This window comes from Streptomyces sp. SD31 (assembly GCF_052068475.1).
Classification (GTDB): Bacteria; Actinomycetota; Actinomycetes; order Streptomycetales; family Streptomycetaceae; genus Streptomyces.
Genome location: NZ_JBQHCX010000035.1, coordinates 1 through 20,688, shown reverse-complemented (window position 1 = coordinate 20,688; position 20,688 = coordinate 1). Strand labels below are relative to the sequence as shown.

Genomic DNA, 20,688 nt, shown 5'->3' with positions numbered 1-20,688 from the left:
CCGCGTCCGCAAGCCGGGCGCGGGCCCGCACAAGCCGCTCACAGGCACCCGTTAGGCTCTGCGCCCGCGGATGGGCCGCATGGGGAGGAACGTGATGTCGGGCAAGGGGCGGGGACTGGGGATCGCAGCCGTCGTGGTGGGGCTGGTGGGGTTGTTGCTGGGGCTGGGCGGCTTCGGGTACGCGCGGCACGCCTTCGGTGGCTCCGTCGTGTCGAGCGAGAGCATGACGCCGACGTACGGGCCGGGCGACCGGGTCGTCTATGAACGGATCGACGGGGACGAGGTGCGGAACGGGGACGTCGTGGTGCTCTCGTCGCCGGACCGGTACGGCTCGGATCTGCTGGTGATGCAGCGGGTCATCGGCGTGGGCGGCGACCGCGTGGCGTGCTGTGCGGGGCAGGGGGCGGGGGCGGGTGCGCGCGTCACCGTGAACGGGGAGCCGCTCGAGGAGCCGTATGTGAAGGGCGGGGACGTGCACGGCGGGTACCCCATGACCTACGACGTGCGGGTTCCCAAGGGGCGGCTGTTCCTGCTGGGCGACCACCGCGCGAACTCCCGTGACTCGCGGGCCTTCCTCGACGATGAGAGCGGGACGCTTCCGGTGTCCGCGATCCGGGGGCGCGTGATCGACGACCACACCATGCCGACGGTCCTTGGGACGGCGATGATGCTCGGGGTGGTGCTGGTGCTGGTCGCGATCGCTCTGGGGATCGCCGCCATGGTCGTACGGCGGAGAGCGCGGGCCGCGGTGCCGCCCCCACCGCCGTGGGCGGTGCAGGTCTGAGGGCTCGGCCTCAGGCGAAGACCACAAGCCCAGAAGACCCACAAGACCAAGGGGCCCACCGGATTCCGGTGGGCCCCTTCGGTGTGGGCGGGCGTCAGTGCCCGGCGTCGTGTGGCGTGGGTCCGCCGGGCTTCGCCTCGGGGTCGGCGCCCTTGGCGGCTTCGGCCTCGCTGTAGATGTCGGGCTCGAGGTAGATCACGCGGGCGATCGGGACGGCCTCGCGGATGCGGGACTCGGCGGCGTCGATGGCGGAGGCGATCTCGGCGGCCGTGTCCTCGTGCTGGACGGCGATCTTGGCGGCGACCAGGAGCTCCTCGGGGCCGAGGTGGAGCGTGCGCATGTGGATGATGCCGGTGACCGTGTCGCCGTCGACGATGGCGGCCTCGATCTTCTGGACCTCCTCGACACCGGCAGCCTCGCCGAGCAGCAACGACTTGGTCTCGACGGCCAGGACGATCGCGATCAGGACGAGCAGGATGCCGATGCAGATGGTGCCGATGCCGTCCCAGACGCCGTCGCCGGTGAGCAGGGCCAGGCTGACGCCGCCCAGGGCGAGGATCAGGCCGACCAGCGCGCCGAGGTCCTCCAGGAGGACGACGGGCAGCTCGGGGGCCTTGGCGTGGCGGACGAACTCCTTCCAGGACTTCTTGCCCCGCAGGACGTTGGACTCCTTGATGGCCGTCCGGAAGGAGAAGGTCTCGGCGATGATCGCGAAGACGAGGACGCCGACCGGCCAGTACCAGTGCTCGATCTCGTGCGGGTGCTTGATCTTCTCGTAGCCCTCGTAGAGGGCGAACATGCCGCCGACCGAGAACAGGATGATCGAGACGAGGAAGGCGTAGATGTAGCGCTCGCGGCCGTAGCCGAAGGGGTGCTGCGGGGTGGCCTCGCGCTGGGCCTTCTTGCCGCCTACCAGCAGCAGGGCCTGGTTGCCGGAGTCCGCGAGCGAGTGCACGCCCTCGGCGAGCATCGACGACGAGCCGCTGAACGCGAACGCCACGAATTTCGATACGGCGATCGCCAGGTTGGCGGCGAGTGCCGCCACGATCGCCTTGGTTCCGCCTGACGCGCTCATGTGTCGCGTTGTCCCTTCGCCTTCGGAGCCTTCGGAGCCTTCATGGCACTCGTGGCCTTCGTACGTACGCCCGTGCGCCGTCCAGGGCGTCGCCGAGGGGAGCGTGCGGCCCCCGATCGGCTTTGCCCGTCCTTTGCCGGTGGGCCATTGTTGCAGCCCGGTCCGACAACGGCGCGCCGGGTCGTCCGACGGCCTCGGTCAGGCCACGACCGTGGCCCTGAAGACCGTACCGGCCCCGGACACTTGGGCCTTTTCGCCCGCCGGTACGAAGACGGACTGACCGGCGGTCAGCTCATGCTCACCGGCTCGGACGGAACCCGCCGTGCAGAGCAGGATCTGCGGGGTCGCGCGCGTGAGGTCGTGCGCGGTGGTGCCCGCCGGGAGGACGTACCGGGACAGCCGGAACTCGTCGATCGGGGTCTCGTAGACCTCCTCTCCGTCCGGGGCGGCCTCGGGGCGCAGCACGCCCGGGTCGCCCGCCTCGAAGCGGACGATGCGCAGGAGTTCGGGGACGTCGACGTGCTTGGGGGTCAGGCCGCAGCGCAGGACGTTGTCGGAGTTGGCCATGATCTCGACGCCGAGGCCGTTGAGGTAGGCGTGGGGGATGCCGGCGCCGAGGAAGAGGGCCTCGCCGGGCTGCAGGCGGACGTGGTTGAGCAGCATGGCGGCGATGACGCCCGGGTCGCCCGGGTAGTGGTGGGCGATGTCGGCGTACGGGGCGTAGTCGCCGCCGAGGTGGGAGCAGGCTGCCGCGGCCTCGGCGACGGTGTGGGCCATTTCGTCCGGGTCCGCGGTGAGTACGGCGGTGAGGACCTCTCGCAGCGCCGCCTCCTCGGGGTGCGCGTGCAGCAGGTCGACGTACGGCTTGAGGGAGTCGACGCCGAGGCCGTCCAGCAGGTCGGCGGCCTGGACCGGGTCGCGGAAGCCGCACAGGCCGTCGAACTCGGTGAGCGCGCAGATCAGTTCGGGCTTGTGGTTGGCGTCCTTGTAGTTGCGGTGGCCGGCGTCCACGGGGATGTTGCGGCGCTCCTCGTCCTCGTAACCCTCCTTCGCCTGCGCCAGGTTGGGGTGCACCTGGAGGGAGAGGGGGGCGCCGGCGGCGAGGATCTTGAGGAGGAAGGGCAGGCGGGGGCCGAACTTCGCCACGGCCGTGGCACCCAGCTCGCGCTCCGGGTCGGCCTCGATGACCTCGACGAGCGTCCCGCGCTCGGTGCGCGAGGGTGCGCCCGGGTGCGCGCCCATCCACATCTCCGCCTGCGGTTCGCCGGTCGGCTCGACGCCGAGGAGCTTCGGGATCGCGGTGGTGGAGCCCCAGGCGTAGGGGCGGATGGTGTTGTCGAGGCGGTCCATGCGGTCTTCTGCCTGCTCTCTGTGCGTGACGCCGGGTCTCTTCGAGATCTCTTCGGAGTCGCTTCGAGATCTCCTCGGGGTCGCTTCGCGGTCTCTTCGGGATCTCTTCGCGGTCTCTTCAGTAGGACGCCGGGTTCGCCTGGTGTACGACTGCTGGTTTCTTAGGCGTACGGCTGTCAGGGCGTCCTGAGACAGATCAGGCTCCCGAGGCGAGCGCCAGGTAAACGGCGGCGAAATCCGTGATGGCGATCAGTTCCGCGAGAGTCTCGAGTTCGCCGCCCGGCTCCGGCTCGAGTTCGCTGATCGGCGTGTCATGGCTGAGGGCCAGGTCACGGGCGGCGGGCGCGGCGGTGAGGCCGCCGAGCGGGCGGTCGCGCAGCAGCACCACGCGCGCGTGCAGGGCCGGGGCCTCCTCCACGCGGTCGCGGAAGAAGTCGTCGGGGTCGGCGCTGGCCGCGAGCGTGCCCGCGAGCAGGGCACTGTGCGAGGCAAGCGCTTCGGGCAGCTCGGCGACGAGGGCGGGGTGGCCGGCGAGTTCGGCGAGCGCTGCGGCGAGACGGCGGCCGGCCGGGCCGGCGGAGACGCCCTCGGTCCAGATCAACGGGAGCGTGTCGGCGAGTTCGGCGGCCAAGGTCTTGGCGGGGTTGCTGTAGGTCGCGACGGCGGGGCCGCAGCGTTCGGCGATGTGATCGAGGCGGTCGGCGACCTTCTCGATGGCGTCGGGCGGGGCGGCGAGCACGCCCGTGCGGTCGAGGAGCGCCAGCAGCGGGGTGAGTAGCGCCCAGAGGACGCCGGGGGCGGAGGCCGCGAGGGGTTCGTCCTGCTCGTACGGGGCCGTCGCCATCGGCACGAACAGGCCGTGGTTGTTGTGCACCGCCTCGGTGAGCGGGGAGCCGGCCGGGGCCACGGCGACGACCGTGCAGCCGCGGCGGTAGGCCTGCTCGGCGAGCAGGGACAGCCCCGGCTCGGAGCCGTCGGGGGTGGTGATCAGCAGCAGGTCCACGGAGCCGGCCCAGCCTGGCAGCTCCCAGCGCAGGGCACCCGCGGCGGGGGCGACACCGGCCGGGGCCAGTCGGGTGACGGGGCTGGTGGCGCCGGCGAGCGTGCCGAGGAGGTCGGCGACGCAGATGGCTGCGGCGCCGGGGCCCGCGATGAGGATGGCGCGGGGGCGGCCGTCGGGTTTGAGGTCATGGACGCCGGCCTCGGCAGTGTGCCGGGCGGCTGTGCGGACACGGGCGCCTGCTTCGGCCGCGCCGCGCAGCAGGGCACGGCGGTCGGCCTCTGCGAGCGCCTCCGGCGTGTCCAGCAGCGATTCGTCGAGCATGGGCGGCAGCCTCCGATCGCCGGGTCGTCTGGGGCGTTTTCTGCGCGGGGTGTGTTCGACGGGGTCTTTGCTCGGTCGCGGGGGTCTTTGGTTGTCTTGGCGCGGGGGCGGTGTCTTTATGCGGGCGGGGGCGGTTTTTTGCCGGTTGCCCGTTGCCGTGCTCGTTGCTCGTTGCCCGTTGCTCGCCACTGGTTGCCGGTTGCTGGTCGCCGTGGACGGGGTGCCGGATGGGTGCGCCGGGCGGGGTGCCTCTGTGCCGGTGGCCTGGTCTATGCCGGTGGCCGGTGGCTGGGAGGTCCGTATCCGGTCGGCGGTGGTCTCATACCGGTGGCCGGATGTCCGTACGGCGGTGGGCGGCTCGTCTTTTGACGGGAACCCGTCGTCCTTGCGCCGGTGGCCGTGTGGTCGTGTTACGCGGGGCGGCGGGCCTCGTCGACGAGCAGAACGGGGATGCCGTCGCGGACCGGGTACGCCAGGCCGCAGTCCTGGCCGGTGCAGACGAGCTCGGCGTCCTGCTCCTTGAGGGGGGCGTGGCAGGCCGGGCAGGCGAGGATCTCCAGGAGGCCGGCTTCCAGCGGCATGAGGGGTCCCTTCTGGGGTGGTGTGTGCGGTGCGTGCAGGTGTGTGGATGTGCCTGGTCAGCGTACCGCCGGTGGGGGCGGGGTGCCGGGGTTGGGCGCTGGGAGGGTTTCGCCCCCGCCGCCCCTACCCGTCCCATCCTGAAAGGGCTCCGCCCCTTCGACCCCGCCCCTGGGGGCTGGCGCCCCCAGACCCCCGCTTCGGCCCTGAACGGGCCTCGTCCTCAAACGCCGGACGGGCTGGGGGGCGCGGGCCGGCATCGAGAGGTGCCCCCCTACGCCGGAGAGCAGCCGCCCTCAGCCCTCAGCCCTCAGCCCTCAGCCCTCAGCCCTCAGCCCTCAGCCCCTGATGATCCCCAACGCCTCATCCCGTACCTTCGCCATCGTCGCCTCGTCCCGTGCCTCCGCGTTCAGGCGGAGCAGCGGTTCCGTGTTGGAGGGGCGGACGTTGAACCACCAGTCGGCGGCCGTGACGGTCAGGCCGTCGAGCTCGTCCAGTTCCACGCCCTCTTGGCCCTCGTACGCGGCCTTGATGGCTGCGAGGCGGTCCGCCTGGTCGGCGACGGTGGAGTTGATCTCGCCGGAGCCGGCGTAGCGGTCGTACTGGGCGACCAGGCTGGACAGCGGGCCGTCCTGGCCGCCCAGGGCCGCGAGGACGTGGAGGGCGGCCAGCATGCCCGTGTCGGCGTTCCAGAAGTCGGCGAAGTAGTAGTGCGCGGAGTGCTCGCCGCCGAAGATCGCGCCGGTCTTGGCCATCTCGGCCTTGATGAAGGAGTGGCCTACGCGGGTGCGGACCGGGGTGCCGCCGTTCTCCTCGACGACCTCCGGGACCGACCAGGACGTGATCAGGTTGTGGATGACCGTGCCCTTGCCGCCGTGCTTGGCGAGCTCGCGCGAGGCCACCAGGGCGGTGATGGCGGACGGGGAGACCGGGGCGCCGCTCTCGTCGACGACGAAGCAGCGGTCGGCGTCGCCGTCGAAGGCGATGCCGAGGTCGGCGGATTCATCGCGGACTCGCTTCTGGAGGTCGACGATGTTCGCCGGGTCCAGCGGGTTCGCCTCGTGGTTCGGGAACGTGCCGTCCAGCTCGAAGTACATCGGGACCAGGGTGAGGGGCAGGCCCTCGAAGACCGTGGGGACCGTGTGGCCGCCCATGCCGTTGCCCGCGTCGACGACGACCTTCAGGGGCCGGATGGAGGTCAGGTCGACGAGGGAGCGGAGGTGGGCCGCGTAGTCCTCCAACGTGTCCTGCCGCGTGATCGTGCCCGGCGTCGCCGCCGGCTCCGGGGCACCCGAATCGCTCCACCGCTCGGCCAGTTCACGGATCTGCGCGAGGCCGGTGTCCTGGCCGACCGGGGCCGCGCCCGCGCGGCACATCTTGATGCCGTTGTACTGGGCCGGGTTGTGCGACGCCGTGAACATCGCGCCCGGCAGGTTCAGCGCGCCCGAGGCGTAGTACAGCTGGTCGGTGGAGCACAGGCCGATCTCGGTGACGTCCACGCCCTGGGCCGCGGCTCCGCGCGCGAAGGCACGGGACAGGCCGGGGGACGAGGGCCGCATGTCGTGCCCGATCACGATGGCGCTCGCGCCGGTCACCTGGACGAAGGCGGCCCCGAAGAGCTCGGCCAGCGGCTCGTCCCACTGGTCGGGGACGACCCCGCGGACGTCGTACGCCTTCACGAGCTGTGACAGATCAGCAGCCACGGCCAACCCTCCTGAAAGTCCTGTCGGTCACCCCAAACTACCCGCCCTCACTGACAGTGCGCTGTGTACCCACTGAGTGGACTCCGAGCCGTAACCTCAGGTCAGCGCGGAGGTCAGGGCAGCATCCAGCCCAGCACCGGTGAACTCTGTCCGACCACGATCAGACACATCACCAGCAGCAGGCCCAGACTCCACGGCAGCACCCGCCGCAGCAGGTCCCCCTCCCGGCCCGCGAGCCCTACCGCCGCGCACGCGATGGTGAGGTTCTGCGGCGAGATCATCTTGCCGAGCACACCACCTGAACTGTTGGCGGCGGCCAGGAGTTCCGGCGACAGCCCCGATTCCCGCGCCGCCGTCACCTGCAACGCCCCGAACAGCGCGTTGGCCGAGGTGTCCGACCCGGACACGGCCACGCCGAACCAGCCCAGCACCGGCGACAGGAAGGCCAGCCCGGCGCCGGCCGCGGCGACGAAGTAGCCGATGGTGGCGGCCTGTCCGGAGAGGTTCATGACGTACGCGAGCGCCAGCACGGACGTCACGGTGAGGATGGCGAACCTCAACTCGTGCACGGTCGCGGCCCACTCCTTGACCGCCACGCGCGCGTGCACCCCGAGGACGACAGCCGTGCACACGCCGGCGAGCAGCACGAGGGTGCCGCCGGTGGACACGATCGGCCAGCTGAAGACATTGCCGCCGACCGGCTCCCCGTCCGGGTTCGCGACGTCCAGGAAGGGCCAGTCGTAGGTCTGGGTCGCCCCGGCCAGCCAGTCCTTGACCACCGGGATCTGCGCGATGGAGAAGATCACCACAATCAACGCGTACGGCGCATAAGCTCGCACGACCTCCCGCCGAGGATCAGCCTCGTCCAACTCCTCACTCCGCACACCGGTCAGCACGGACGCGCGTACGGCCTCGGCGGCGGGCACACGCGCGTGCGGTACGGCGACCAGGGCTCCCGCACCCGCCAAGGCGGCGCCGATGTCGGCGAGTTGTGCGGAGAGGTAGTTCGAGGCGGCGAACTGGGCGACGGCGAAGGCGATTCCGCACGCCATGGCGGGCACCCAGGTCTCCCGCAGCCCGCGCCGCCCGTCCACGAGCCCGACGAGCACGAGCGGCACCACAAGGGCCAGCAAGGGCGTCTGACGCCCCACCACAGAAGCCACATCGTCCAGTGGCAGCCCGGTGACCTGTGCCAGCGTCACGACCGGCGTGCCCATCGCACCGAAGGCCACGGGCGCGGTGTTGGCGACCAGCGCGACGACCGCCGCGCGCACCGGCTCGAACCCGAGCGCCACCAGCATGACCGAACAGATCGCGACGGGCGCCCCGAACCCGGCGAGGGCCTCCAGCAGGGCTCCGAAGCAGAAGGCGACGACGAGCGCCTGGATGCGCGGATCGTCGGAGAGCCGCCCGAACGACCGCCGCAGGATGTCGAAATGGCGCGTCCGGACGGTCATCCGGTACACCCACAGGGCGTTGACGACGATCCACAGGATCGGGAAGAGCCCGAAGACGGCCCCCTGCACGGCGCTGGAGAGCGTCTGACCGAGCGGCATGCCGTACGCGAGCCAGGCGACCAGTACAGCCGCCACAAGCCCCGTGAGCCCCGCCAAGTGCGCCTTGAGCCGAACCCCGCCCAGCAGGACGAGGACGATCACGAGCGGCAACGTCGCCACGAGCGCGGACAGGCCGAGCGAGTCGGCGACGGGTTCCAGTTCCTGGACGTACACGGGCGCCTCCCCGGATTCCGCTGTGCGGAAAGCGATTTCTCGTCCGGCATACGGAATGGTCGTGTCCGCGCCAATGACACGTCAACGCCTGCGCATCACTCAAGGAAACGAGCACATGGGAAACACACGTACAGGCGGAGAAAACCGGCCGTCAGTTGTCGGGTGACCTCAGCACTCGCAAGTGCCCCCGCCGCGCGACCTCCATCGGATCCGCGCCACGCGCCCCGCCCCCACCGGCCTGGGCCGCCCGCTCCTGCGGACGGGCCGCCTCACGCACGGCGTTGGCAAGCGCTTCCAGATCATCACCACTGGGACGGGCTGGAGCCGAACCGTCCAGCAACCGCACGACCTCCCACCCGCGGGGCGCGGTGAGGCGCTCGGAATGCTCGGCGCACAGGTCGTAGCAGTGGGGTTCGGCGTAGGTGGCGAGCGGGCCGAGGACCGCGGTCGAGTCGGCGTAGACGTACGTCAGCGTCGCGACGGCGGGACGGCCGCAAGCGGTGCGCGAACAGCGACGTACAGGGCTCACGACGTTGGACGGTACCGCACTCTTGAGCGGGCCGCGACGACTCTCCCCCAGGTCACCCCACCGTGTCGTGCTGTGAAACGCCCCACATGCTCCTGCGGCCTCACGTCACTGACCTGCACGGAAGCCCTCTTCCGGGATTCCGAACACCCCCGAAGTCGGTCACCACTTACCACAAACCACATCAAACACCTCGACCCCGCCGGTCTCGGAGAGATGCGGAATCGAGCCCAAGCTTGGCTGGAATGGTCATCTGCCGACATGCCGTACGGCGCGTGGACGCCGCCCGTCCGCCCCACCGTGATCGGACACGCACCGGCCCCGAGGACTACGCTTCATCAGTGATGGACACCCCCGTACCGCCCCGTGCCGTCGGCCCCGGGCCCCGCCGCCGTGATCGCCACGGGCGAGGCATGCGCGGCCCGATCGCACCACCCCAGGTCCCGCTCGCCGCCAGCCGCGCCGACGCCTTCGCCGACCTGGTGCAGGACTCCGTGGAACGCCTCGAACGCCGCTGGCCCCAGCTGGCCGACATCGATTTCCTGGTCCTCGATGTCCCCCGCCTGGACGGCCCCGGCCGCACCTGGAACGACGAGGCGGTCCCTCTCGGCGGCACGATCCCCGCCCGCGAGGGCCGCCCCGCGCGCGTGGTCATCTTCCGCCGCCCGGTGGAGATCCGCACCAAGGGCCGAGACGAACGAGCCGCCCTGGTCCACGAGGTGGTCGTAGAACAGGTCGCCGAGCTGCTGGGCCTGACCCCGGAGACGGTGGATCCCCGCTACGGCGAGGACTGACGGCTGGGCCGGGAGACGCGGGGTGACTGCGTCGGCTGGGCCGAGTCACAGGTGCCGTTCGCTGTGAGGGTTGCCCGGCGCTGACGGGGCACCGCCCGCGCCACCCGTGCCGCCCCAGCGGCACGACTGCCCGCGGATTGGGCGGGACGGCCCACGCCTGCGACGTACGACAGCCCGCACCCGCGTACGGCGGCAAGGGGACGTGCCGGGGGGTGTCCGCCCGCAGAGTCGGGCGTCAAGACACGGCACCTCTCGCCCAACACCAACCGCCCGACCGAGGACGGACACCCCCCGGCTCGGCCCCGACCCACCCACCAAACCGCAGGCGCTACCCGCACCCCCACCGAACAGCAACAGGCCGCCGCAGGCACACCCGCCCTACTTCTGCAGCACCGACAAGTCCTCGTCCGCCTCCGGCACAGCCACCATCCCCCGATCATCCGGCAGCGTCTGCACGGTGAAGCCGGACACCCCGTCCTCCGTCACGGCCAGCGTCCGAGCCCCGTACACCGGCCCACCCGACACCGACTCCACGGTCAACGCGTACGTGCCCTTCAGGCCGCTCGGCACCGGGACCTCGACGTCCTGGGTCGTCCCGGACTTGATCGTGTACGTCTTCGAAGCCGCCGTACCCCCCTCGCTCCCCGCCGAGGCCGTCACCTTGACCTTCGCCGTGCCGAAGGGCGCCGTAAGAGACAGCGTCGTGCCCTTCGCCCGGTTGTCCACGACCGTCGCGCGCGTGCCCACCGGTCGGGTCGCCGGAATGAACGCCGTCTCCTGCTTGGCCCCCTTGCCACGAACCACCCGCACCGCCGCGACCACCGGCACGGACCGATCCGTAGGCGTCAGCACCAGCGACCCCGCCTCGCCCCGCACGACGTCACCGAGGTCCACCGCACTGGTCATACGCCCCTTGACGTGCAACGTCTCGTTGCCGGCAGGCGTGATCGCCCCGGACGGCGAGGCAAGCCGCACCTTGAGGTCCGCATCCGAGTCCCCCGGCGTGAAGGCGACCAGCCGCACGGAGGTGGCGTCCTTAGGAATGCCGGGCAGAACGAGACTCCCCGCGGGGTCGGCGGACGCGGCCAGCCAGTCCCCACCGAGCTTGTCGTCCAGCGCCTGCACCGAAGCACCCACCCGACCGCTGCGCACACTCACGTGCACGGTCATGTTGGTCTGCTTCTCACTGGTGAGCGTGGACAGCAGGATCGACTCCCCGGAATGCGGCTGAACCGTGATCCCCTCCCCCACCGTGGTCTCGAGGGCCCCGTCCTTGCCGTACAGCTCGATGTCGACGACGGCGGCGGAGTCGTCGGGGTTGGTCAGATGCACGTAGTCCGTGCGGTCGGCGGCCGTACTGGCGCCGGGGAACCAGAACTCGGTGTCCGGCGCGGTGCAGTTGACGCCCTGCAGGCCACGCCCCGTGCCCGCGGCGACCTCGGTCGTCTCCTGCATGGTCCAGCCGGGCGCGAACTTCCCGTCGGCGGTCCCGATGAGCGCCGGCGAGTCGCCCCCGGACGCGTCCCCGGCGGCCGGCGTACCGGGCTCCTTGGCCTCCAGGACGGGCTTGTCGGCCTTGCCGGCGGCACCGGTCTTCTTCTCCTTGGCGTCGGCCCCGGTGTCCGACTCCTCCGCCGCGGACTGCAGTTCCGCCTTCCCGCCGCTGCCGGTCCCCTTCGTGACGGGCGTGAACGACGTGTACGTCGTCTCGGCGAGGTCCGAGAGGCTCGGCGCCGGGCACAGCAGGCTCGTACGCTCCACGGGCAGTTCGGCGGCCGCCTCGGCGGTGTTCACGCCGGAGGCGTCCGGCGTGGTGAGCGTCGCGACCCCGGTGATGGCGGCGAGGGCGGTGGCGCCGACGATCAGGGACAGGGTGGTGCGGTTCACTGCTGGCTCCCGTCGGAACGCTCACTGCCGTGCGGATGCGGCTGCGCCGGGTCGTACGTGGCGTCGTAACCCTGCTGGTACGTCTGGTCGTAAGACGACGTGTCGTAGGACCCGTCGTACGACCCCGTCGAGGACTGCCCGCCGTACGCGTACGGGTCGTACTGGCCGCCCTGATACGGATCCGCCTGATGCGTCCCGTCGTAGGTGCCGCCCGCCGGGTACTGCTGGCCGCCCTCGTACTGCTGGCCGCCGTAGCCGCCGTACTCGGCGCCTGCGTAACTGGGCGTGTCCCACTCGCCGTAGGGCTGCTGCTGCGGAATCGCCGACGGCGGCTCCGTGGGAGGAGCGGGGAACTCGCCGCCCTGGCCGGCCTCTTCGGCCTCGGCCTCCGCCTGGGCCCGCAGTCGGCGGGCCCGCCGGCCCTCGCCGGCCATGGCCTCGGCCGGGACAGCCGGCTCCTCGGGCAGGTCGTCGTCGATGTCGCGGCGACGTCCCGGAAGTGCCATCACGACGAGGACGAGGGCGAGGAAGCCCTGGGTCCACAGCCAGGCGGTGTGGCCGATCGGGTCGTCGTAGGTGACGTCCAGCCTGCCGCCCGCTGCGGGGAGCTCGAAGCCCTGGGCCCAGCCGTCGACCGTGGTCGCGGTGAGCGGCTTGCCGTCCAGGGTGGCCGTCCAGCCGTCGTCGGCACTGTCGGCGAGGCGCAGGACACGCCCCTCGGCGCCACTCGGAATCGTGGTGTGGATCTCGACGGGCCCGGCGGCGACGGGCTGAGGCTCGGCGGAGCCGGACCCGGCACCGGAGCCGGCGACGACGGCCGCCCGTGACACCTGCCGGTCGACCCGCCACAACGCGCTGCCGTTCTGCTCGCTCAGCCGCGACAGCCCCGGCGTGGCGTCCAGCACGCGCGCGACCTCGCGGGGCGCGCCCTTGTGGACGAGGACGTACCGCACCGCGAACGCGCCCAGTTGGTCGGCCTGGTCGGCGCCGGAGCCGGCGACGAGGTTGGCGACGATCTTGTCGAGCTTGGCGTTCTCCCCGTCCTCAGCGGCGAGTTCGGCGTCGCCGAGGCGGGCGCCGGAACCGCGGACGAGCATGTAGCCGACGTGGGCCCGGGAGTCGCTGTCGAGGACGAGGGTGCGGGCCTGGTCGCGGGTGTTGCTCTCCTCGGCGACGAACGCGGGCACCTGCACGGGGTCGCGCCGCTCCAGCGGGCCGTCGGCGCCGCGGATCATCCAGCCGGCCGCGACGAGCAGCGGGCCGGCGGCAGCGGAGAAGGCGATCAGCGCGGCGACCGGCTGGCGCCAGCCGAAGCTCTGCTCGGCCACACGCGAGCGTGCCCCGTCGGCGCCGAGCAGGGCGGCGGCCAGGAGGGCGATGCCGTAGACCAGGGTCGCGGGGCCGGACCAGGTGGAGCTGTTGGACAGGGTCGCGAAGAGGAGACCCACCAGGGCGACCGCCCACGCGGTCCAGATTCCGAACTGGCGCTCGGAGCGCATCAGGGCGGCCAGCGCGGCCAGTACGACGCCGAGGAGCATCAGCCCGCTGACCGTGCCGGGTCCGCCGGGGCTGGCACCGAGCAGGTCCAGGGCGGACGCGGACGAGGCGCCGTACTTCAGACCGGCCTCCTGGAAGAAGCCGAACGGAAGCAGCGACAGGGACCAGGGTGCGAGGACCAGCAGGGGCACGCCGAGCTGGGCCAGGAAGCGCAGGCCGTACGCGGTGATGTCGGCGCGCCGCACCGCCAGCAGCCCGAGTCCGAGGACCAGCGCGATCGGCCACACGATCGGCGTGAAGGCCGTGATGATCGTCAGCAGCAGCGCATACGCCCAGGTCGCGCGCCAACTGCCGCGCGCACCGGAGCCGTTGGCCAGGCCGCTCGCCGCGATGCCCGCGCGGGCGATGAGCGGCAGCAGGACGGCGAGGACGGCGGTGCCGATACGGCCGCCGGCCAGGGCTCCGGTGGCGGCGGGCAGGAAGGCGTAGACGACGGCCCCCCACGCGCGCAGGAGGCGCGACTCGACGAGCGGCCGGGAGGCGAAGTAGGCGGTGAGTCCGGCCAGCGGCACCGAGCAGACGAGCAGGACGGTGACCGCGAGCCCGGTCGAGCCCAGCAGAGTGGAAGCGAGCATCGCGACGATCGCCAGGTACGGCGGCGCGGACGGTGTGCCGCCGACGCCCACCGGGTGCCAGGCGTCCACGTAATGCGACCACAGCTCACCGGAGTCGGCCGGAGCGGGCAGCAACGCGCCACCCGCGAGCGCACCGCCGCCGAGCAGTTCCCGGCAGGCGATCAGCGAGACGAACAGCAGGACGAGGAAGAGCACCGGACCGGGCTTGCGGGCGATGCGCTTGAGGCGGGCGAACTGTTCTATCTCCAGGAAGTCCGCGTCGTCGCCGCCGGGTCCGGACTCGATCGCGCTGCCGTGCCGTCCCGCCCCTGCGGCCACCTCGGCGTCGGAGCGGCCGACGAGGCTGCTCGCGACCTGTTCGACGGTGGCCCGCACGGTCGCGCCGGGCGGCGGGAACAGCGCCCGCAGCTCACCCTTGTCGACGGCGGGACTCCCGCGCCTGCGCCGCCCGGCGATGATCCGCTCGGGGCGCAGCAGGGTGCCCATGAGGCCGCGGATCTCGTCGAGGGCCTGGCCCGGGACCTTGCCCACGAGGTAGGCCAGGGTGCGCAGAACGGTGCCGAGCACGACGCGCAGCAGCACCCAGGGCAGCACGGCCGTGCGGCTGTTGACGAGCAGGGTGTAGACGGCGCCCGCCTTGTCGACCTTGTGCGGGGAGGCGGCGGTGCGGCCCACGCAGTCGACGGTGCGCCGCTCTCGGGAGGCCGCCTCGGCGTGGCGTACGACGGCCTCGGGGGCGACGAGGACACGGTGGCCGGCGGCGGTGGCGCGCCAGCACAGGTCGACGTCGTCGCGCATCAGGGGCAGCCGTCGGTCGAAGCCGCCGAGCTGGTCGAAGATGTCGCGCCGGATCAGCATGCCGGCGGTGGACACGGACAGCACGGAGCGGACGTGGTCGTGCTGGCCCTGGTCCTGTTCGCGGCGGTCGAGGCCGGTCCAGCGGCGGCCGGAGTGGGCGATGGTGACGCCGACCTCGAGGAGCTGCCGACGGTCGTACCAGCCGCGCAGTTTGGGGCCCACGACGGCGACGTCGTCGCGGCCCAGCTCGTACTCGTTCTCCACGACGCGCAGCAGCTGGGCCAGGGCGTCGGGTTCGGGGGCGCAGTCGTCGTGCAGGAGCCACAGCCACTGCACCGGCTCCCCGTGGGGGAGTTCGGGCATGTCGTAGGCGTCGTCGCGCCACGTGCGCGTGACGGGGTCCCAGCCGCTCGGCCGCTTCAGATAGGGCAGCTCGTCCGGGGTGAGGAGGGGGGCGGTGCGGTTGGCCTCCTCGACGGCCTGGCCGAATCCGGTGCGCCGGGCGAGGTGCAGCACGCGATCGTCGCCGAGGGCCTCGGCGACCAGCTGCGCGGAGTGGTCCGCGCTGCCGGTGTCGGCGGCCATGGCGAACTGGACGGGGCGCTCCTGGCCGAGCAGCCCGGCGAGCGCGTCGGGCAGCCAGCGGGCGCCGTCATGGGAGACGAGGACCGCGGTCACCACATGACGCGGGAACTCAGGTGTGGCAGCGGAGTCGTGATGGGCTGCCGTGTGGCTGTGCACGGACATCGAGGTACGGGCCCCGGTTCGGTGGACTGCGGTGGACGCCTGTGCCCCGAGGGGGCAGCGGGGCGTCTCGGACGAGCGACCACACTATCGGCTGGGCATGACGGCGGCCCGCCGCCTGTGGATAACCACCTGCGACGGGCCGTTCAAGACGTGTTCAAGACGTGTGCGAGACGTATGTACGCGTGTGTACGCGTGGATTACGCGCGCATGTGGCCGATGTACCCGTGGACACGGCCGAGGCCGGTCAGACGGCCGCCTTCTTCAGTCGACGGCGCTCACGCTCGGACAGGCCGCCCCAGATGCCGAAGCGCTCGTCGTTGGCGAGGGCGTACTCGAGGCACTCGGAGCGGACCTCACAGGCGAGGCAGACCTTCTTGGCCTCGCGAGTGGAGCCGCCCTTCTCGGGGAAGAAGGACTCGGGGTCGGTCTGGGCGCACAGCGCGCGCTCCTGCCAGCCGAGTTCCTCGTCCGCGTCGTCGACCAGCAGTTGCTGCACCAGCTCGGTCATGTGCGCCCCTCGTCTGTTCTTTCCGCGTCCCCGTGATGTAGCCGTTACCGATTTCGGCTGAACGACACGAGTGAAATTACAAGTGTGCTGCTCCGGGCGAGTCAAGCCGAGATCTGCTATTGAGCCCCTTATTCACTCTGCGGAACCAAGGCCTAGCGGAAAGTGTTCAAATCGGCATAAACCTTGACAAGCAGACGAGGCCCGGGAGGGCATCCAGCCCCGCGCAGAGCCTGTACGGAAAAGGACGCCCAGAAGTTCGATCTCGTTGCACACAACCGCAGAAGCGAAACGGATCACAGTCGGATCACAGGATCACAACGGCGTCGTGCGCCCGGTTGTGCGCCATGTGTCCCGGTCAACCCATGAACAAACCTTTCGCCACAGAGATGAACCGGATGAGGTGAAACACATCCCACTCAACGGGCGTCGAGTTGACAGTGGAGGTGCAAACCGCTGTCCTTGTGGGCATGCTCGCGAACTTGGCACTCACCTCGACCCGCACCGCCGGGTCCCTCGGTGCTGCCCACGTTCGCTGTAGCTGTTGTTGCTGTTCCAGCTGTTGAGCCACACCTGCTCCAGCTGTAGGCCGAGTCGGCCGCGACTCGGATCTTGTTCCCTCTGACCTTCCTTCACTGAGGAACCGCGCATCCCATGAACAGCGACAGCGACCTCCAGATCGCCGGCGACATCCTCGAAGTCCCTCACCTCCTCCAGGCTCCGCGCGAGCACCCGGCCACCGTCGCCGAGTTCGTCGGCCTGGCCCGCTCCATCGCCGCCGACCGCGCCCAGTGGGAGCACCTCGTCCGGTACGACGCGACCACGCGCTGGTACCACCGGCTGCGCACCGGCCCCGGCTACGAGGTGTGGCTGCTGTCCTGGGTGCCCGGTCAGGGCAGCGGGCTGCACGACCACGGCCGGTCCTCCGGCGTCCTGACGGTCCTGGAGGGCGCGCTGACCGAGCGCACGGAGCGCGGCACGCGCGTGTTGCAGGCGGGAACGCAGCGGGTGTTCGCGCCGGGGTACACGCACGACGTCGTCAACGACGCGCTGGAGCCGGCGGTGAGCCTGCACGTGTACTACCCGGGCCTCACCGAGATGCCGATGCACACGTCGTCGGCCTGCGAGGCGCGTACGGAGCCGCGTCTTGTGACTGCCTGACGCGTTGTCGTACCCGCCTGCAAGACTGCTCCCATGCGCATTGTGGTTCTGGCAGGCGGCATCGGTGGTGCCCGGTTCCTGCGCGGTCTGAAGCGGGCCGTGCCGGACGCGGACATCACGGTCATCGGCAACACCGGGGACGACATCCACCTCTTCGGGCTGAAGGTCTGCCCGGACCTCGACACGGTGATGTACACGCTCGGCGGCGGCATCAACGAGGAGCAGGGCTGGGGCCGGGCCGACGAGACCTTCCATCTGAAGGAGGAACTCGCGGCGTACGGCGTGGGGCCGGAGTGGTTCGGGCTCGGCGACCGGGACTTCGCCACGCACATCGTGCGGACGCAGATGATCGGCGCCGGATACCCGCTCAGCGCGGTGACGGAGGCGCTGTGCGACCGCTGGGAGCCGGGAGTGCGTCTCATTCCCATGACCGACGACCGCGTCGAGACGCATGTCGCGGTCGAGGTGGACGGCGAGCGCAAGGCCGTCCACTTCCAGGAGTACTGGGTGCGGTTGCGGGCCTCGGTGCCGGCGGAGGCGATCGTGCCGGTCGGCGCGGAGCAGGCCAAGCCGGCGCCGGGCGTCCTGGAGGCCATCGCCGAGGCGGACATCATCCTCTTCCCGCCGTCCAACCCGGTCGTCTCGGTCGGCACGATCCTCGCCGTGCCCGGCATCCGCGAGGCGATCGCCGACGCCGGGGTGCCGGTGGTGGGCCTGTCCCCCATCGTCGGGGACGCGCCCGTGCGCGGGATGGCCGACAAGGTGCTCGCGGCGGTCGGTGTGGAGTCGACGGCCGCGGCGGTCGCCGAACACTACGGCTCGGGGCTGCTGGACGGCTGGCTCGTCGACACCGTCGACGCGGGTGCCGTGGAGCGGGTCGAGGCGGCCGGCATCCGCTGCCGGGCCGTACCGCTGATGATGACCGACGTCGACGCGACCGCGCAGATGGCCCGGGAGGCGCTGGCGCTGGCGGAGGAGGTGCGGGGGGCTTGAGCGAGATGTCTGCCGACGGCTACCGGGTCTGGGCCGTCTCCGGAATTCCCGAGGTCCAGCGGGGCGACGACCTCGCGAAGCTGATCGCCGCCGCCGAACCCGGGCTGGTCGACGGGGATGTCCTCCTCGTCACGTCGAAGATCGTCTCCAAGGCGGAGGGGCGGCTCGTAGAGGCGAGTGATCGCGAAGCCGCGATCGATGCGGAGACCGTACGGGTCGTGGCGCGACGCGGCGCGCTCCGTATCGTCGAGAACCGGCAAGGCCTCGTGATGGCCGCCGCCGGCGTCGACGCCTCCAACACCCCCGCCGGGACCGTGCTGTTGCTGCCCGAGGACCCGGACGCGTCCGCGCGGGCCATCCGGGACGGGCTGCGGGACGCCCTCGGCGTCGACGTCGGGGTCGTCGTCACCGACACCTTCGGGCGCCCCTGGCGCTCCGGGCTCACGGACGTGGCGATCGGCGCCGCGGGCGTGCGCGTACTCGACGATCTGCGCGGGGGCACGGACGCGTACGGCAATCCGCTCAGCGCGACCGTCGTGGCGACCGCGGATGAACTTGCCGCCGCCGGTGACCTGGTGAAGGGCAAGGCCGCCGGGCTGCCCGTCGCCGTCGTGCGCGGTCTGGCGCACGTGGTGGCCGAGGATCACGGGGCGGGGGCGCGGGGCCTGGTGCGTGGCGCGCGTGACGACATGTTCCGGCTGGGGACGTCGGAGGCCGTACGGGAGGCGGTCACCCAGCGGCGTACCGTACGGGCCTTCACGGACGAGCCCGTCGACCCCGGGGCCGTGCGACGGGCGGTCGCGGCGGCCGTGACCGCGCCGGCGCCGCATCACACCACGCCCTGGCGGTTCGTGCTGCTGGAGTCGGAGGAGTCGCGGACGCGGCTGCTCGACGCGATGCGCGACGCGTGGGTCGCCGATCTGCGGCGGGACGGCAAGAGCGAGGAGTCCATCGCCAAGCGGGTGCGCCGCGGGGATGTGCTGCGGAACGCGCCGTACCTGGTGGTCCCCTGCCTGGTCATGGACGGGTCGCACACGTACGGCGACGCGCGGCGGGACGGGGCCGAGCGGGAGATGTTCGTCGTCGCCACCGGTGCCGGGGTGCAGAACTTCCTGGTCGCGCTGGCCGGGGAGCGGCTGGGCTCGGCGTGGGTGTCCTCGACCATGTTCTGCCGGGATGTGGTGCGGGAGGTGCTCGGGATACCGGAGGACTGGGATCCGATGGGGGCGGTGGCGGTCGGTCATCCGGCGGAGGAACCGCGGGCTCGGCCGGAGCGGGATGCGGGGGGTTTCATCGCGGTGCGGTGACGCTCCGCTGGGTGGGTGGCTGCGGGGTCGTGGCCGGCTGCGGGCTTGTGCAGGGGGGACCTCTGTGCCGTGGGGTCTCCTGGGCTCGCGTGGGACCGCCTAGGCTCGTAGCTCTCGTCGGTTACCTAGTTCCCGGGACTCTTCGTGGCAGGACGTTTCGCTCCGCGGCCCACGCGTACGACTGTGCGCGGTGGGCATGTCGCTGTGCCGACGGGGGTGCCGCGGCAGGCTGTCGCGCCGGCGAAGGTGCGGACGGTGGTGCCGGACGGGCCGCTCGATCTCGGGCTGGTGCTGGGCCCGCTGCGGCGTGGGCCGGGGGATCCGACGTTCCGGGCGATGCCGGACGGGTCTGTGTGGCGGGCCTGCCGCACGCCTGCCGGGGCCGGGACGCTGCGGGTCACCGTGCGGGGTGCCGAAGTGCGGGGCGAGGCCTGGGGGCCCGGGGCGGAGTGGCTGCTGGAGCAGTTGCCGGAGCTGCTCGGGGCCGCCGACGATCCGTCCGTCTTCGTGCCTCGGCATCGGCTGGTGGCGGTGGTTCGGCATCGGCGGCCGGGGCTGCGGTTGACGCGGACCGGGTTGGTGCTGGAGTCGTTGATTCCGTCGATTCTGGAGCAGAAGGTCACCGCCGATGAGGCGTATCGGGCGTGGCGGTTGCTGGTACGGAGGTTCGGGGAGCCGGCGCCGGGGCCCGCGCCGGAGCGGATGTGTGTGATGCCGGATGCGGGGACCTGGCGGCTGATTCCGTCCTGGGAGTGGCATCGGGCCGGGGTCGACAACAAGCGGGCGTCGACGATTCTGCGGGCTGTACGGGTCGCTGGGCGGTTGGAGGAGGCCGTGGGGATGTCTCCGGCTCAGGCGCAGGCGCGGTTGGAGGTCGTGTCGGGGATCGGGCCGTGGACGTCTGCGGAGGTTGTGCAGCGGAGTCATGGGGCGGCGGATGCCGTGACTGTGGGGGATCTGCATCTGCCGGGGATCGTGGGGTGGGCGCTGGCCGGGGATCGGGATGCGGATGACTCCGTGATGCTGGAGTTGCTGGAGCCGTATGCGGGGCAGCGGCATCGGGCGGCTCGGTTGATTCTGCTGAGTGGGCGGGTGCCGGGGCGGCGGGCGCCGCGGATGCCTCGGGGGGATATCGGGCGGTTGTGACGGGGGCCTGTGCGCTGTGGTAACCGCCGGGCTTTTCGCCCCCGCCGCCCCTACCCGTCCCATCCTCCAGGGGCTGCCGCCCCTTCGACCCCGCCCTCCTGGGGGCCTGCGGCCCCCAGACCCCCGCTTCGGCCCTGAACGGGCCTC

Annotated in this window: 16 protein-coding genes; 6 read left to right on the top strand and 10 right to left on the bottom strand. The window is 71.7% G+C overall.

What is annotated here, in order from left to right:
• Positions 1 to 79: 79 nt before the first annotated feature.
• The gene (gene lepB / locus ACTMVF_RS42175) at positions 80 to 784 is read left to right on the top strand and encodes a signal peptidase I (RefSeq protein ID WP_441276392.1); all 705 of its coding nucleotides are present in this window, start codon (positions 80 to 82) and stop codon (positions 782 to 784) included.
• A gap of 94 nt (positions 785 to 878) precedes the next feature.
• On the opposite strand, the gene ACTMVF_RS42170 is transcribed toward lepB, so the two are convergent.
• The 7 genes from ACTMVF_RS42170 to ACTMVF_RS42140 all read right to left on the bottom strand — a co-directional run bounded on the left by ACTMVF_RS42170 (position 879) and on the right by ACTMVF_RS42140 (position 9,074).
• Positions 879 to 1,859: a cation diffusion facilitator family transporter gene (locus tag ACTMVF_RS42170; protein WP_441276391.1), complete on the bottom strand. Its 981-nt coding sequence runs from the start codon at positions 1,857 to 1,859 to the stop codon at positions 879 to 881.
• 198 nt (positions 1,860 to 2,057) lie between these two features.
• A complete protein-coding gene (gene manA, locus ACTMVF_RS42165; protein WP_441276390.1) occupies positions 2,058 to 3,209 on the bottom strand; it encodes a mannose-6-phosphate isomerase, class I in 1,152 nt (383 codons plus the stop codon).
• A 196-nt stretch (positions 3,210 to 3,405) separates the two neighbouring features.
• Entirely contained in the window at positions 3,406 to 4,533 is a 1,128-nt protein-coding gene (locus tag ACTMVF_RS42160; protein ID WP_441276389.1) for an SIS domain-containing protein, read from the bottom strand.
• Between the two features lie 410 nt (positions 4,534 to 4,943).
• Positions 4,944 to 5,114, bottom strand: a complete 171-nt coding sequence (locus ACTMVF_RS42155) for a Trm112 family protein (RefSeq protein ID WP_225074871.1) — start codon at positions 5,112 to 5,114, stop codon at positions 4,944 to 4,946.
• A 336-nt stretch (positions 5,115 to 5,450) separates the two neighbouring features.
• On the bottom strand, positions 5,451 to 6,815 hold the full coding sequence (locus tag ACTMVF_RS42150; RefSeq protein WP_441276388.1) for a phosphomannomutase/phosphoglucomutase: 1,365 nt from the start codon (positions 6,813 to 6,815) through the stop codon (positions 5,451 to 5,453).
• Between the two features lie 113 nt (positions 6,816 to 6,928).
• Positions 6,929 to 8,545 carry an L-lactate permease gene (locus ACTMVF_RS42145; protein WP_441276387.1) on the bottom strand — a complete coding sequence of 539 codons (1,617 nt, stop codon included), beginning with the start codon at positions 8,543 to 8,545 and terminating at the stop codon, positions 6,929 to 6,931.
• A gap of 151 nt (positions 8,546 to 8,696) precedes the next feature.
• A complete protein-coding gene (locus tag ACTMVF_RS42140) occupies positions 8,697 to 9,074 on the bottom strand; it encodes a DUF3499 domain-containing protein (protein WP_031481227.1) in 378 nt (125 codons plus the stop codon).
• Positions 9,075 to 9,415: 341 nt separating this feature from the next.
• On the opposite strand from ACTMVF_RS42140, the gene ACTMVF_RS42135 reads away from it, so the two are divergent.
• The gene (locus ACTMVF_RS42135) at positions 9,416 to 9,865 is read left to right on the top strand and encodes a metallopeptidase family protein (protein ID WP_441276399.1); all 450 of its coding nucleotides are present in this window, start codon (positions 9,416 to 9,418) and stop codon (positions 9,863 to 9,865) included.
• A gap of 378 nt (positions 9,866 to 10,243) precedes the next feature.
• On the opposite strand, the gene ACTMVF_RS42130 is transcribed toward ACTMVF_RS42135, so the two are convergent.
• The 3 genes from ACTMVF_RS42130 to ACTMVF_RS42120 form a co-directional block, all read right to left on the bottom strand.
• Entirely contained in the window at positions 10,244 to 11,752 is a 1,509-nt protein-coding gene (locus tag ACTMVF_RS42130; RefSeq protein ID WP_441276386.1) for a DUF5719 family protein, read from the bottom strand.
• Complete coding sequence (locus ACTMVF_RS42125) at positions 11,749 to 15,429, bottom strand: glycosyltransferase (RefSeq protein WP_441276385.1); 3,681 nt, start codon at positions 15,427 to 15,429, stop codon at positions 11,749 to 11,751. Before ACTMVF_RS42125 ends, ACTMVF_RS42130 begins: the two co-directional genes overlap by 4 nt.
• A 244-nt stretch (positions 15,430 to 15,673) precedes the next feature.
• Positions 15,674 to 15,937: a WhiB family transcriptional regulator gene (locus ACTMVF_RS42120; protein WP_003975777.1), complete on the bottom strand. Its 264-nt coding sequence runs from the start codon at positions 15,935 to 15,937 to the stop codon at positions 15,674 to 15,676.
• A 651-nt stretch (positions 15,938 to 16,588) separates the two neighbouring features.
• Between ACTMVF_RS42120 and ACTMVF_RS42115 the strand changes: the two genes are divergently transcribed.
• The 4 genes from ACTMVF_RS42115 (at position 16,589) to ACTMVF_RS42100 (ending at position 20,541) form a co-directional block, all read left to right on the top strand.
• Positions 16,589 to 17,095, top strand: a complete 507-nt coding sequence (locus ACTMVF_RS42115; protein ID WP_441276384.1) for a cysteine dioxygenase — start codon at positions 16,589 to 16,591, stop codon at positions 17,093 to 17,095.
• A 33-nt stretch (positions 17,096 to 17,128) separates the two neighbouring features.
• Positions 17,129 to 18,088, top strand: a complete 960-nt coding sequence (cofD, locus tag ACTMVF_RS42110; RefSeq protein WP_441276383.1) for a 2-phospho-L-lactate transferase — start codon at positions 17,129 to 17,131, stop codon at positions 18,086 to 18,088.
• A gap of 5 nt (positions 18,089 to 18,093) precedes the next feature.
• Positions 18,094 to 19,395 (top strand): coenzyme F420-0:L-glutamate ligase, encoded by a 1,302-nt coding sequence (locus ACTMVF_RS42105; RefSeq protein WP_441276398.1) that lies wholly within the window; start codon positions 18,094 to 18,096, stop codon positions 19,393 to 19,395.
• 144 nt (positions 19,396 to 19,539) lie between these two features.
• Positions 19,540 to 20,541 carry a DNA-3-methyladenine glycosylase family protein gene (locus ACTMVF_RS42100; RefSeq protein WP_441276382.1) on the top strand — a complete coding sequence of 334 codons (1,002 nt, stop codon included), beginning with the start codon at positions 19,540 to 19,542 and terminating at the stop codon, positions 20,539 to 20,541.
• The last annotated feature ends 147 nt before the right edge of the window (positions 20,542 to 20,688 follow it).

Bases quoted from the DNA above. Each gene is read 5' to 3' on its own strand.
- ACTMVF_RS42135 (WP_441276399.1), top strand. From the start codon at position 9,416: ATGGACACCCCCGTACCGCCCCGTGCCGTCGGCCCCGGGCCCCGCCGC.
- ACTMVF_RS42115 (WP_441276384.1), top strand. From the start codon at position 16,589: ATGAACAGCGACAGCGACCTCCAGATCGCCGGCGACATCCTCGAAGTC.
- ACTMVF_RS42105 (WP_441276398.1), top strand. From the start codon at position 18,094: ATGTCTGCCGACGGCTACCGGGTCTGGGCCGTCTCCGGAATTCCCGAG.
- cofD (WP_441276383.1), top strand. From the start codon at position 17,129: ATGCGCATTGTGGTTCTGGCAGGCGGCATCGGTGGTGCCCGGTTCCTG.
- ACTMVF_RS42120 (WP_003975777.1), bottom strand. From the start codon at position 15,937: ATGACCGAGCTGGTGCAGCAACTGCTGGTCGACGACGCGGACGAGGAA.
- lepB (WP_441276392.1), top strand. From the start codon at position 80: ATGGGGAGGAACGTGATGTCGGGCAAGGGGCGGGGACTGGGGATCGCA.
- manA (WP_441276390.1), bottom strand. From the start codon at position 3,209: ATGGACCGCCTCGACAACACCATCCGCCCCTACGCCTGGGGCTCCACC.
- ACTMVF_RS42155 (WP_225074871.1), bottom strand. From the start codon at position 5,114: ATGCCGCTGGAAGCCGGCCTCCTGGAGATCCTCGCCTGCCCGGCCTGC.
- ACTMVF_RS42170 (WP_441276391.1), bottom strand. From the start codon at position 1,859: ATGAGCGCGTCAGGCGGAACCAAGGCGATCGTGGCGGCACTCGCCGCC.
- ACTMVF_RS42160 (WP_441276389.1), bottom strand. From the start codon at position 4,533: ATGCTCGACGAATCGCTGCTGGACACGCCGGAGGCGCTCGCAGAGGCC.
- ACTMVF_RS42125 (WP_441276385.1), bottom strand. From the start codon at position 15,429: ATGTCCGTGCACAGCCACACGGCAGCCCATCACGACTCCGCTGCCACA.